The organism is Nocardioides panaciterrulae, assembly GCF_013409645.1.
Taxonomy (GTDB): domain Bacteria; phylum Actinomycetota; class Actinomycetes; order Propionibacteriales; family Nocardioidaceae; genus Nocardioides; species Nocardioides panaciterrulae.
This window is the reverse complement of record NZ_JACCBG010000001.1, coordinates 3057219-3069673: the sequence shown is the minus strand read 5'-3', so window position 1 is coordinate 3069673 and position 12455 is coordinate 3057219. Positions and strand designations below refer to the sequence as shown.

At 74.3% G+C, this 12455-nt stretch carries 12 protein-coding genes; 4 read left to right on the top strand and 8 right to left on the bottom strand.

All coding sequences use genetic code 11. From position 1 onward, the window contains the following. Nucleotides 1–21 precede the first annotated feature (21 nt). The 4 genes from BJZ21_RS21825 to aspS all read right to left on the bottom strand — a co-directional run bounded on the left by BJZ21_RS21825 (nt 22) and on the right by aspS (nt 3951). A complete protein-coding gene (locus tag BJZ21_RS21825; protein WP_179664415.1) occupies nt 22–588 on the bottom strand; it encodes a WHG domain-containing protein in 567 nt (188 codons plus the stop codon). Beyond that, nucleotides 581–1402 (bottom strand): alpha/beta fold hydrolase, encoded by an 822-nt coding sequence (locus BJZ21_RS14605; protein ID WP_179664414.1) that lies wholly within the window; start codon nt 1400–1402, stop codon nt 581–583. The genes BJZ21_RS21825 and BJZ21_RS14605 overlap by 8 nt, the downstream gene beginning before the upstream one ends. Before the next feature lie 124 nt (nt 1403–1526). After that, nucleotides 1527–2606 carry a molybdopterin-dependent oxidoreductase gene (locus BJZ21_RS14600; RefSeq protein WP_179664413.1) on the bottom strand — a complete coding sequence of 360 codons (1080 nt, stop codon included), beginning with the start codon at nt 2604–2606 and terminating at the stop codon, nt 1527–1529. A 43-nt stretch (nt 2607–2649) separates the two neighbouring features. Beyond that, nucleotides 2650–3951: an aspartate--tRNA(Asn) ligase gene (aspS, locus tag BJZ21_RS14595; protein ID WP_179664412.1), complete on the bottom strand. Its 1302-nt coding sequence runs from the start codon at nt 3949–3951 to the stop codon at nt 2650–2652. 247 nt (nt 3952–4198) lie between these two features. Here aspS and BJZ21_RS14590 point away from each other — a divergent pair, with 247 nt between their 5' ends. Next, nucleotides 4199–5197 (top strand): DUF389 domain-containing protein, encoded by a 999-nt coding sequence (locus BJZ21_RS14590; RefSeq protein WP_179664411.1) that lies wholly within the window; start codon nt 4199–4201, stop codon nt 5195–5197. A gap of 16 nt (nt 5198–5213) precedes the next feature. Here BJZ21_RS14590 and BJZ21_RS14585 read toward each other — a convergent pair whose 3' ends face one another. Next, complete coding sequence (locus BJZ21_RS14585; protein ID WP_179664410.1) at nt 5214–6152, bottom strand: GNAT family N-acetyltransferase; 939 nt, start codon at nt 6150–6152, stop codon at nt 5214–5216. Between the two features lie 66 nt (nt 6153–6218). On the opposite strand from BJZ21_RS14585, the gene fdxA reads away from it, so the two are divergent. Together fdxA and dapC are read left to right on the top strand one after the other, a co-directional pair. Continuing rightward, nucleotides 6219–6545, top strand: a complete 327-nt coding sequence (fdxA, locus tag BJZ21_RS14580; protein WP_179665717.1) for a ferredoxin — start codon at nt 6219–6221, stop codon at nt 6543–6545. Between the two features lie 5 nt (nt 6546–6550). After that, nucleotides 6551–7687 (top strand): succinyldiaminopimelate transaminase, encoded by a 1137-nt coding sequence (dapC, locus tag BJZ21_RS14575; RefSeq protein WP_343052153.1) that lies wholly within the window; start codon nt 6551–6553, stop codon nt 7685–7687. Between the two features lie 199 nt (nt 7688–7886). On the opposite strand, the gene BJZ21_RS14570 is transcribed toward dapC, so the two are convergent. The 3 genes from BJZ21_RS14570 to dapD form a co-directional block, all read right to left on the bottom strand. Beyond that, complete coding sequence (locus BJZ21_RS14570; RefSeq protein ID WP_179664409.1) at nt 7887–9386, bottom strand: helix-turn-helix domain-containing protein; 1500 nt, start codon at nt 9384–9386, stop codon at nt 7887–7889. A gap of 73 nt (nt 9387–9459) precedes the next feature. Then, complete coding sequence (locus tag BJZ21_RS14565) at nt 9460–10419, bottom strand: VldE C-terminal domain-containing protein (protein ID WP_179664408.1); 960 nt, start codon at nt 10417–10419, stop codon at nt 9460–9462. A gap of 24 nt (nt 10420–10443) precedes the next feature. Next, entirely contained in the window at nt 10444–11397 is a 954-nt protein-coding gene (dapD, locus tag BJZ21_RS14560; RefSeq protein WP_179664407.1) for a 2,3,4,5-tetrahydropyridine-2,6-dicarboxylate N-succinyltransferase, read from the bottom strand. Between the two features lie 228 nt (nt 11398–11625). Between dapD and BJZ21_RS14555 the strand changes: the two genes are divergently transcribed. Beyond that, complete coding sequence (locus BJZ21_RS14555; protein WP_179664406.1) at nt 11626–12447, top strand: hypothetical protein; 822 nt, start codon at nt 11626–11628, stop codon at nt 12445–12447. Nucleotides 12448–12455: the final 8 nt, after the last annotated feature.

The window sequence follows — 12455 nt, the reverse complement described above, 5'->3', positions numbered from 1 at the left end:
CGCCGCCTCGCCGACCGGCGCTCAGCGCGCCCAGCCCTGCAGCGTGGTGTCGAGGCTCGCGACCAGCCGGGTGTAGCTGCGGTCGACGTCGACCGGCAGGCCGAACCCGCCGCCGGCCTCCAGGTGCACGAAGCCGTGGAGCCCCGCCCGGAGCGCGCGGGCGGCGTCGATCGCGTCGTCGCCCGCCAGGCGATAGCCGCGCAGGATGGCCTCGATGACCTCCATCGCCGCGGCGGCCGCCGCCACGTGCTCGGCGTCGTCGGCCGAGGGGGCCGGGATGCTCGCCTCGTAGAGGCCCGGATGGCGGTGGGCGAAGTCGCGGTAGGCGACGGCCACCGCACGCAGCGCCTGACCGCCCGCACAGCCCAGCGCCGCGCTCCTCATGGCCTCGGCCAGCTCGCGGGTGGCGTGGGTGCGTACGCCGGAGCGCAGCGCCTCAAGGGAGGCGACGTGCTTGTAGAGGCTCGGCAGCCGTACGCCGAGCCGCTCGGCGACCGCCGCGAGCGTGAGCCGGTCCCAGCCGAGCTCGTCGGCGACGTCGGCCGCCTCGCGCACCACCTTCTCGGGGGTCAGCCCGGCCCTAGGCACCGGCGGTCACCCGCCGGCAGAACCCGACCAGCCGCGGATTGACCTGCTCGGGGTACTCCGTGTGCGGGTAGTGCCCGGAGCCGGTCACCAGCAGCGTCTCGGCGTGCAGCCGGTCGGCCACCCAGGCGGCCTCGGCGGCGGCATCCTTGAAGTCCGGGTCCGCGGTGCCCATCACCACCAGCGTCGGTGCCCCCACCTCGGCGAGCCGCGCCTCGGCCGGCGCGTGGCTGGTACGGGTGGTCCGGGAGAACGCCCGGGCGTGACCGGGCCGGCGCATGCTCTCGCGGATGAGCCGGCGGTGCTCGGCGAAGTCCTCGGGCTTGCGACCCGGGTAGAGCGAGGGCAGGTAGCCGCCCCACACCGCCGGCGCCCAGGGGCCGGACATCGCGGCGCGGAACGCCAGCGCCAGGAGCGGGTTCATCGGCGGGTTGCGCACGAACGGCCCGACCAGGGCCAGCCCGGCGACCGCGGCGGGCCGCTCGGCGGCGGCCCACACCGCGGCGCCGGCGGACATCGAGCTGCCCACCAGTACGGCGGGGCCGCCGAGCTCCTCGACCAGCGCCAGCGCGTCGCCGCCGGCGGCGACGTCGTCGTACCGGCCGAACGTCGCGTCGCTCTCGCCGTGGCCGCGCAGGTCCAGGGTGGCCACCCGGAAGCCGGCCGCGACCAGGGCGGGCACGGTGAAGCGGTAGGAGCTGCGCAGCTCGCCCATCCCCGGCAGGCAGACGACGAGCGGGCCCTCGCCGGCCACCTCGTAGGCGAGACGACCCTCGGGCCGGGTCAGGTGACGGGTGGTGCTGGGGGAGTCGTTCATGGGAGACCTCACGGGTGGCTTGGTTGAGTAGCCATAAAGCTAATGTCATTAGCCAAGGATGTCAAGGGTGCGCCGGACCGGCCTGGACCGGACCGGCCTGGACCGGACCGGATCGGGCGGCTGCCTACTCGACGATCACCGGGTGCCGCAGCACCGCGTCGAAGAGGTAGCCGTCCTCGTTGTCGGCGGCGAGCTCGGGCTGGGTGCGCCCGTCGCTGTCGGTGGCGCGGGCGAGCAGCACCTGCTCGCCGGGGGCCGCGGGCGTCCAGGGGTGCTCCCAGGCGGCCCAGGCCGACGGCTGGTTGTCCCCGGTCAGCGACGCCTCGTCCCAGGTCCGGCCGCCGTCGGTGCTGACCTCCACCATCCGGATCGACGCCTCGCCCGACCAGGCGCGCCCGCGCAGCACGGTCAGCTGCCCGGCGCGCAGCGGACCGGTCGCATCGATGACGCTCTTGGGTGGCATCCGGTCCAGGACCGCGTCGGCGCCGGACCAGCCGTCGCCGTGCATCCGATACCACCGGGTCGTCCACGGCGAGTCCTCGGCCGTGGTGGTGACCCGGAGCTCGCCGAGCCACTTGATGCTCGCGATCCCGATCCAGCCCGGCACCACCAGCCGCGCCGGGAACCCGTGGTCGGTCGGCAGCGGCTCGCCGTTCATCTCCCAGGCGACCAGGGTGTCGTCGAGCGCCTTCGCCAGCGGCAGCGGCCGGCGTACGTGCCCGTGGTCGACGCCGTCCTCGACGTACGGCGCGTCGAGCCCGACCGCCATCACCTGCACCGCCGCGGGGCGCAGGCCGGCGCGCTCGAGGACCGTGCGCAGCGGTACGCCGGTCCAGCGCGCCAGCCCGATCGCGCCCATCGCCCACTGGGTGCCCGGCCGGACACCGCCCTGCTGCTCGGCGAAGTAGCGGCGGCCGTTGCCGGTGCACTCCAGGGTCCGCTCGTAGCTGGCCTCGCCGAGCGCGCGCAGGTCGGCCAGCGACAGCTCCAGCTCGCGCTCGACCCCGTCGCCGGTCACCCGGAGCCGCCAGGTGGCCGCGTCGAGGCGGGGCGGCTCGGTGTGGTTGCGCACGAAGAACCGGGCGGTCGGGGTCAGGTGCGGGACCCAGTCGTCACGGCCGTCCCAGCGGGTCTCGACATCGGTGCCGTGGGCGACGAACCAGCCGCCCTCGTCGATCGGGCGTCCCTCGGAGTCGCGCAGCACGCTCGCCACCCTACAAACCGGGGCGGCCACCGTCCCCGGTTCCTCAGGGGGTCAGGCGGTGCAGGTCGCGCGGGAACAGCGTGACCTCCCGGACGTTCGCGGCCTCCACCAGCCGACCGGTCCACCGCTCGAGCCCGATCGCGAACCCGCCGTGCGGGGGCATGCCGTGCTCGAAGGCCTGCAGGTAGGCCGCGTAGGCGGCCGGGTCCTCGCCGCGGGCGCGGATCGCGGCGTCGTACGCCGAGGGCCGGTGCAGCCGCTGCCCGCCGGTGACCAGCTCCAGGCCGCGGAAGAGCAGGTCGAAGCTGTTCGACCAGCGCGCCTCCTCGGCCCCGTCCCGAGACCAGGGGTGGGTGTAGAACGGCCGCTTCGCCATCGGGTAGCCCTCGACCGCGACGAAGTCGCTGCCGTGCTCGGCCTTCGCCCAGGCGCCGATCGCCCGCTCGTGCTCGGGCGCGAGGTCGGGCTCGTCGGCGGGGGCGCCGACCAGCGCCAGCGCGTCGCGGAAGTGCAGCACCGGGATCTCCTCGGGCACCACCGGCACGTCCGCGCCGGCCAGCCCGACCGCGGCGCTCGCGTGCTCGTGCACGCTCGCGACCATGCCGGCCAGCACCTCCCGCAGCACCCGCAGCACGTCGCGGTGGTCCTCGACGAAGCCGAGCTCGGCGTCCAGCGAGACGTACTCCGCCAGGTGCCGCACGGTGTCGTGCGGCTCGGCCCGGAACACCGGCCCGACCTCGTAGACCCGCTCGAAGACGCCCACCATCTGCTGCTTGTAGAACTGCGGGCTCTGCGCGAGGTAGGCCGGCCGGCCGAAGTAGTCGACGCAGAACACGTTGGCCCCGGACTCGGTCGCGGACTCCACGAACTTCGGCGTGTGGATCTCGGTGAAGCCGGCCGCGTCCAGGGTCTCCCGGAAGCCGCGCAGGCTGGCCGCGGCGAGCTGCCAGCGGGCCTTCTGCGCCGGGTGCCGCCAGGTCACCGGCGCGTGGTCGAGCAGCGTCGGCAGCGAGACGTTGAGCGCCGGGCGCCACAGCTCGACCGGCGGGGTCGCCGCGGGCTCGGTCAGCGCGGTGATCGCCGGGTCGGTCACCTCGAGGCCGCCGGGCGCCTGCGGGTTGGCGGTCGCCGTACCGACCACCTCCACGGTGGTCTCCTCCGGCGGCACAACGAGGTCGGTGTCCTTCACGACCACCTGGGCCAGGCCGGTGCGGTCGCGCAGGACCAGGAAGGTGAGCGCCGCGAGCTCGCGGCGACGGTGCACCCAGCCCTGCAGCCGCACCGTGGAGGCGGGCTCGGCGGCGGGCAGCTGGGCGCAGAGCGTGCGGGGTGGTGAAGACGTCATGGTGACCTCCAGTCGCAGGAAGCCCTGGAGGTGTGGGCGGGGGCAAGGTCGCGGTGCCACCACACCTTCGCCGGCGGTCCGCCCCGCAGGGCTGCCGGCCTCTCGTCGGTACGCCGATCCGCGCGGGCACACGCTCCGGCCGGACCGGGCGAGGGTCGTCACTCCTCGCGTGCTGCCGGGGAGATCGTAGGACGGCCCGGCGTACCGGGGAAATCGGATTGCCGTCGTCCCGCCTTACGCTGTCGCCGTGCTCGTCCACTTCCGGCTCACCGTGCCCGACGACCTCTCCCAAGACGTGCAGCAGCTGCTCGACGACAACGAGTGCGTCACCAACCTGACCGTGCACGAGGGCGTCTGCCGCGCGCCGCGGGGCGACCTGGTCGAGGCCGACGTGGCCCGGGAGCGGGCCGGCGTGCTGCTGCACCACCTCAACGAGCTCGGCCTCGACGAGCGCGGCGGGATCCTGATCGAGACCCCGACCGGGGCGCCGTTCCAGGAGGCGGACCGGCTCGAGGCGCTCGCGCCGGGCCACCCCGACGACGCGGTGATCTGGGAGCAGGTGCTCGCCGAGGCCGAGGACGGCGCGCAGCCCACGGTGTCCTACCTGGTGTTCCTGGTGCTCGCGGTGATCCTGGCCGGGATCGCGGTGATCACCGACTCCGCGGTGCTGGTGGTCGGGGCGATGGTGGTCGGGCCGGAGTTCAGCGCGATCGCCGCCGCGTCGATCGCCCTGGTCTTCGGCCGGTGGGGACTGCTCGGGCGCAGCATGCGGCTGCTGGCGCTGAGCTTCGTGTTCGCGATCCTGGTCGTGGCCGCGCTGGCGTTCCTGGCCAGCCGGATCGGGCTGGTGGACACCGCCATGATCACCAAGTCCCGGCCCAACACGGGCTTCATCTGGAAGCCGGACCTCTGGTCGTTCGTGGTCGCGCTGGTCGCCGGCGCCGCGGGCGTGCTGGCGCTCGCGATCGAGAAGACCCAGACCATGGTCGGCGTCTTCATCAGCGTCACCACGGTCCCGGCCGCCGGCAACCTCGCCCTCGGCCTGGCGCTGTGGCAGACCAGCGAGATCGTCGGCTCGCTGGAGCAGCTGGGCGCCAACATCGGTGGCATGCTGCTCGCCGGCGTGCTGGTGATCGCGTTCATGCGCGGTTGCTGGGGCTGGATCACCGAGCGCTCCGAGCGGGTCTTCGGGATGCGCCCGTTGCGCCGGGGGCTGCAGCCCAAGCGGGTGCGGTCGGCGGGCTGAGCCCGCCCGGTGCGCGTCAGCTGGGCGATCCGCCGCCCGCCGGCGGGACCAGGTAGCGACAGGTGTGGTGCCGGGTGAAGCCGAGCGCCTCGTAGAGCGCGATCGCGGGGGAGTTGTCCACCTCGACGTGCAGCCACGCGGTGGTGGCGCCGCGCTCGGCACCCCACTCCAGCAGCTCGCCGACGACGGCGGTGGCCAGCCCGCGCCGCCGGTGAGCCGGGTCGACGGCCAGGCCGTGCAGGCCGAGCCAGTCGTCGCGGTAGGCCGCCCGGCCGGACGCGGCCCCGTCCAGCCGGACCACCGCTGCGTCACCGTCCTCCTCGAGCACCGGCTCCCCGAGGTCGGCGGCGCGGCGGTGCCGCCGCGCGGCCCGCAGCGCCCACGACAGCGAGGCGAGCAGGAAGTGCGCGTCGCCGCCGGGCACCGGGGTCCAGCCGCGGTCGACGAGCGCCGACTCGAGCTCGCCGGCGAGCGGCAGCTGCACGACCACGTCGCGGCCGCGGGCGGCGTAGAACTCCTCGACCCGCGCCAGCGCGGCCGGGAGCGGCAGCCCCGGTGAGCCGAAGGCCAGGCAGGAGTTCGCGCGCTTGAGCAGCCGACCCACCGGCGCCGGGTCGCTGCGCAGCTGCCACTCGCCGAGCGCCTCCACCTCGAGGTGCGGCCACAGCCACCGGGTGTGCTCCTCCGCGGCGCGCGGGGAGACCCGCAGCCGGGGGGAGGGCCGCGGCGGCACCGGCTTGCCGGAGACGATGTCGGCGATCGCGATCGAGACCGGCTCCCCGGACTCCGGCGCGATCACGCAGCGGCCGTCGCCCCAGGCCAGGCAGACGCCGAGCAGGTCGGTCATCGCGGGGCCGCCCGAGGGGCCGGTCTCGCCGGGCAGGACCCGTCGTACGACCACTCGTCGGCCGACCACGTGGGGGCCCAGTCGGTGGGCTTCCGAGGGTGCGGGCACCCCGGGATACTAGGCTTGTCCCTGAAGAAGCAGCAGTGCTGTCCCGCGCTCCCTCAGGAGGACCTGGTGACCTACGTCATCGCCCAGCCGTGCGTCGACCTCAAGGACCGCGCGTGCGTCGACGAGTGCCCCGTCGACTGCATCTACGAGGGGAAGCGGATGCTCTACATCCACCCCGACGAGTGCGTCGACTGCGGCGCCTGCGAGCCGGTCTGCCCGGTGGAGGCGATCTTCTACGAGGACGACACCCCGGAGGAGTGGAAGGAGTACTACAACGCCAACGTGGGCTTCTTCGACGACCTCGGCTCGCCCGGCGGCGCGGCCAAGATGGGCGTGATCGAGAAGGACCACCCGTTCGTCGAGGCGCTCCCGCCGCAGAACCAGGACAGCTGAGCCCGGTGCCGGCGCCGGGTCGGCGGCCGAGCCGGCCCACGGTCTCGGGCCGGCTGCCGGACTTCCCCTGGGACCACCTCGCCGCGCATGCCGCGCGCGCCCGGGCGCACCCCGACGGCCTGGTCGACCTCTCGGTCGGCACCCCCGTGGACCCGACCCCGGCCGTGGTCCAGCGCGCGCTGGCCGAGGCCGCGGACTCACCGGGCTACCCGACCACGCTCGGCCGGGCCGACACCCGGCAGGCCTGCCTGGACTGGCTGGCCCGCCGGCACGGCGTGACCGGGCTCGGCCTGGACGGCGTGCTGCCGGTGATCGGCTCCAAGGAGCTGATCGGCTCGCTGGCGCTGCACCTCGGCCTGGGGGCCGGCGACCTGATCGCCTACCCCGAGCTGGCCTATCCGACCTACGAGGTCGGCGCCGCGCTGGCTGGCGCCCGGGCGGTGGCCCGGGACTCGCTGACCTCGTTCGGGCCCGAGGTGCCGGCGCTGCTCTGGCTGAACTCCCCGTCCAACCCCACCGGCCGGGTGCTGCCGCCCGAGCACCTGAAGAAGGTCGTGGACTGGTGCCGCGAGCGCGGCACGATCCTGGTCTCCGACGAGTGCTACCTGGAGTGCGCCTGGGAGACCACCCCGGTCTCGGTGCTGCACCCGTCGGTCTGCGGCGGCTCCTCCGAGGGCATCCTCGCGGTGCACTCGCTCTCCAAGCGGTCCAACCTCGCCGGCTACCGCTGCGCCTTCGTCGCCGGCGACCCGGCCCTGGTCGGCGAGCTGCTGGCGGTGCGCAAGAACCTCGGGCTGCAGATGCCCGGGCCGCAGCAGGCCGCGATGATCGCCGCGCTCGACGACGACGAGCACGTGCGCGAGCAGCACGCGCGGTACGCCGCGCGCCGGGCGAGGCTGCGCGAGGCGCTCGAGCGCGCGGGCTTCCGCATCGACCACTCCGAGGCCTCGCTCTACCTGTGGGCCGCCCGCCAGGTCGACGGGGCCGACGAGGACTGCTGGGACACCGTCTCCTGGCTGGCCGACCGGGGCATCCTCGCCGCGCCCGGCACCTTCTACGGGCGCGCCGGTTCCGGTCATGTCCGGGTGGCCTTCACCGCCACCGACGAGCGGATCGACGCCGCGGTCAAGCGGCTGGCCTGACCCCCCGCTGATCCGCCAGCCGATCCGCCAGCCGTTCCACGCCGTTCCATGAGCCGGCCGATGTGAAACAAACTCGGCGCGCGGCCGAGGTTGTGCCTACCCTCTTCCCGCTCGGGTCTCCCTTGACGTTGGGATCCGGGCGGCCAGTGGGGTGGGCTGCCTCGACGGGGGAAGGTAGCCCACTCCGCCCGGCCCGCCGTCAGCGCGGCAGCCGGCCGCCCCGGTCGCGCCACCACCGGGCGCCGCCGCGGACCCAGCCGGCCCGGGTCGGGTCGTTCTCGATCTCCTCGAGCCGCCGGTCGTCGCCCTGCATGCCCAGGCAGTAGAGGGTCCGGCGTACGACGAGCTCGTCGCCGGCCAGCCCGCGCGCGACGACCTCGGGGTCGAGCGGCCGGTCGAGCCGGCTGGCCAGGGTCAGGCCGTGGGTCACCTCGACCGGGTCCGCGCTCCCGAGCAGCCGGTCCAGGGGGACCGGGTCGCCGGCGTGGCAGAAGGCGGCGAGCCGCAGCGCTTCCAGCCAGCTGGTCCGGTCCGGTGCCGCGTCGGGCCGCTCCAGGATCAGTCCCGCCACGTGCGCGGAGAAGGGCGACGCCACGAGCAGCATCTGGGCGTTGGCCCGCCGCACCCCACGCGGGTCGAAGAACGACTCGAACAGCAGCCGGGCCAGCAGCGGCTCCTCGGCGTGGCCGAGCCGCGCGCAGGTGTCGGTGGCGAGGGACTCGGCGTAGACGTAGTGGGGGTTGCGGCGGTCGCGGCTCCACCTTCGTGGTGCCGGCGCGTAGGCGGGGTCGGGGCAGCAGACCTCGGGGACCCGCTCCCTCAGCTGCGGAGGCAGGGCGTGGCAGAGCTCGCGGAGCGCGGCGCGCCGAGCGGGATCCCCCTCGACGGGCTCCCAGGCCCGCGCCAGCCGGGGCACCATCGGGAACCAGTCCTCGAGGGTGAGGACCCCCTTGAGCAGCAGGGTCTGCAACAGGAAGGTGGCGCCGAGCACGTTGTACGTCGACGGGTCCGAGAGCAGGTCGCCGGCCCAGGGGATGAGGTCCGGCGTCGGCGAGGAGGACAGGGTGTCCATCAGGTCCCAGTGGCCCTGCGAGCTGGGGTCGGCGACCAGTCGGCGTGCCACGTCGGCGACCACCCCGGCGTACGGACCGCGCCGGAGCAGCGTCACGGCCATCCGTCTGGAGAGCCGCGGTCCGGTGAGGCTGCGGGCCGTCTCGAAGGCGAGTCGCTCGATCTCGCGCTCCATCAGCCGCCCGGGGAGCCCGAAGCCGGAGCCGCCGAGGTGCATGCGCGCGAACTCCAGCCAGTCACCGGCGGTGCCGACGTCGGAGGAGACGGCCTGGTACGTGCGGCTGAACTGGGCCAGCGTCACGGGTTCGGTCGGGGTCGGGAACAGGGTGTGGCGGAACGTCTCCGACAGCGCCTCGGCCTGGGACCGCAGCGACCCCGCCGGCAGCCCCAGCACGGTGGCGTACCCGTCCAGGGCGGTGGCGGAGAGCTGCCCCTCGTTCTCGATCCGGCTCAGGGAAGCGGGGGAGAGCGCCACGCCCCGGTCACGCAGCGCTGCCGACATCTCGCGCAGCGAGAGCCCCGCGACCGTGCGGTGGGTGCGCAGCAGCCAGCCGATCCGGGCCCCGATGTCGAGCCGCGGCCCGGCGATCGGCGTACGGTCGTCGACCGGCTGGGAGGAACGTGACACCGGTCCATCATCGGCGAGTGTCCGATTCTCCGTGAGATTTAGTTCGTTGTGTCCGCTGACCGCAACCGAATCGTCACGCGAAGACGTCGACGTGCACGTGGTCGCGGTGCTCGAGCACCGCCCGGTCGCCGGACCGCTCCGGCGGCGTGTAGGTCCGCCAGCCGTCGGCGGAGGAGTCGGCGGACCAGATCCGGCCGTCGAAGATCACGTGCTCGATGTCGAGCCGGTCGGCCTGGGCGACGAGGTACTGCGCGATCGCCCAGCCCCGGATCTTGTGCTGGGCGGTGACCGGCCGCTCGAAGATGTCGATCGCGCGGCCGTCGTAGTGCGCCGAGCCACCCATGTGGCCGCTGGAGACGCCCCCGGGGGCGAAGCCGCCCAGCGACTGCTTGCCGAAGACCGCCTCCACCTCCCGGCGGACCCTGGCCGCGCGGCGGGTCAGGCCCTGGGCGTCGAGCTTGCGGCTGGCTGGGGCCACGTCGCCGTCGACGGTGCAGCTGAACGCGTGGGGCGAGTTCCCGGTCAGCGCCGAGGCCAGCACGCGAGCGTCGCTCTCGTGCGCGGCGTACGCCTCGGGGAAGCCGGAGCGCTGCACCTCCTGGGCCGCCTCGGTGATCCGCATCGTGTCGTAGCCGTGCACCTTGTCCAGCGCGTCGTAGAACGCGGTGGTCGCGTAGTAGGGGTTCATCAGCTGCCGGCGGGTGCCCCAGCCCTGCGACGGGCGCTGCTGGAACAGCCCGACCGAGTCGCGGTCGCCCTGCTCGAGGTTGTAGAGCTTCGACTCCTGGTACGCCGTCGCGAGCGCGATCGAGGCCGCGCGCGCCGGCATCCCGCGCTGCACGGAGACCGCCGTGATCAGCGCGGCGTTCTCGGCCTGTTCCTGGCTCAGGTCGACGGTGCGGCCGGCCACGGTCGCGGTGCAGTCGGCGCGCGGCAGCAGCGGGCCGACGTGGTGCAGCACGAAGTAGCCGGTGACCGCGACCACGACGAGCGCCGCCGCGGCGGCCAGCCCGGCGGCGGTGCGTAGCCTCATCGGGACCTCACCGGTGCCGGGCCGCTAGTTGGCGTGGAGCGAGGCGTTGAGCGCCACGCCCTCGCTTTTCCACGGCACCGCCTCGACCGCGCCGGACACCGAGTTGCGGCGGAACAGCACGTTGCTGGCCCCGGAGAGGGTCAGCGCCTTGACGACCTTGGGCTTGCTGTCGATGTCCTTGATCGTCACCTTGGTGCCGGCGGTGACGTAGCAGCCGGCCTCCACCACGCAGTCGTCGCCGAGCGAGATGCCCAGCCCGGCGTTCGCGCCGAGCAGGCAGCGCTCGCCGATCGAGATGGTCTCCTTGCCGCCGCCGGACAGCGTGCCCATGATCGAGGCGCCGCCGCCCACGTCGGAGCCGTCGCCGACGACCACGCCGGCGGAGATCCGGCCCTCGACCATCGAGGCGCCGAGCGTGCCGGCGTTGTAGTTCACGAAGCCCTCGTGCATCACCGTGGTGCCCTCGGCCAGGTGGGCGCCGAGGCGGACCCGGTCGGCGTCGGCGATGCGGACGCCGGTGGGCAGCACGTAGTCGACCAGCCGCGGGAACTTGTCCACGCCGAACACGGTCACGTGCTGGCCGCTCGCGCGCAGCCGGGCACGGGTGGTCTCGAAGCCGGCCACCGCGCACGGGCCGGCCGAGGTCCACACGACGTTGGTGAGCAGCCCGAAGACGCCCTCCATGTTGATCGAGTGCGGCCGGACCTGGCGGGTCGAGAGCAGGTGCAGCCGCAGCCAGACGTCCTCGGTGGTCGCCGGGGCCGCCTGCAGGTCGGCGATCTCGACCAGCCGGACCTCCCGGCTGACCCCGCGGACGTCGTCCCTGCCCTCGAGCGCGGTCAGCTCGCCAGGCGCCTGCGCGCCCTCCTGGGGGGCGCCGAGCGCGGGCTCGAGGAACCACACGTCGAGCACCGTGCCCTCGGAGTCGAGGGTGGTGAGGCCATGGCCGTGGGCTGGACCGGTGACGGGGGAGGTCATGGCCGGCAAGTCTACGGACGGACGCCGGGCCGCAGCCCGCCCGGGATCCCGCCCCGGATTGCCGGGGGACGGCGATCATGCCGACACCCCTGCGGGCGCTAAGGAGAAGGGCACACCTGCGCCCCTCTCCTTAGCGCCCGACGGGGGGCCCGAGGGGCGGGCCGGTCTGGGCCCTCGGGTGCGCGCAATCGACCGTGCGGAGCCCCGAGGAGCGGCTATCGTGCGCCCATGCAACGACCGTTCCGCAGCTGGCCGCTCGCCTGCGTGGCCCTTCTCGTGGCGACCGGTCTTCCCCTGATCACCGGGAGCCCGGCGTCGGCGGACATGGTGGACTTCTGGACCTTCGACCAACGTCCGGACGGGGTGACGCCGTCGAGTGAGCCCACGCACGCCCTGGTCTCCGCCAGCGGCTCCGTGCTGTACGGCGCGGACGTCGAGGTCGAGGTGCAGGTCCAGCTGGGTGACGTGCCGACCGCGGACGACGTGGCGACCCTGCACGTGGCCCTCGGGTCGCCCGACGAGGCGGGTTCGTGCGTGCCGGCCTGGGAGACCACCGTGCCCACGTGGGACCCGGTGGCCCCGGCCGCGACCCCGGAGATCGAGGTGAGCGGGACCTCCGCGCTCGGTGCGGAGCCATGGAGCTGCGGCGCCGTGTGGCTGACGTCTCCCGACGGTGGGCAGACCTACGACCGGCTGGACGGCAGGGTCGCCGGCCACGTGATCGCGGACCCCGGAGCCTCGCTGCGGCTCGACAGGATCCGCGGTACCCGGGTCACGCCGCACCGCTGGCAGACCCTGCACCTGCGGGTGAGGAGCTTCGGCAGCCCGATCGACGGCGTACGGATCCGGGGTCGCGGCCACCAGGTCAGGGTGCGCCGCGGCTGCATCGCCACGCCCCTGGACAACGGGGAGTCGGCGCGCATCGCGGTGCGCGTGCGCCTCGACGCCACGCATCCGCGCCGGCTCCTGCTCGAGGTCACGCCGTACGGCCACCTGGCCTTCCGGCACAGCGCGCTCGAGCGCGTCTGGCTGACCCCGCGGCACGTCTGAGTCGCCGG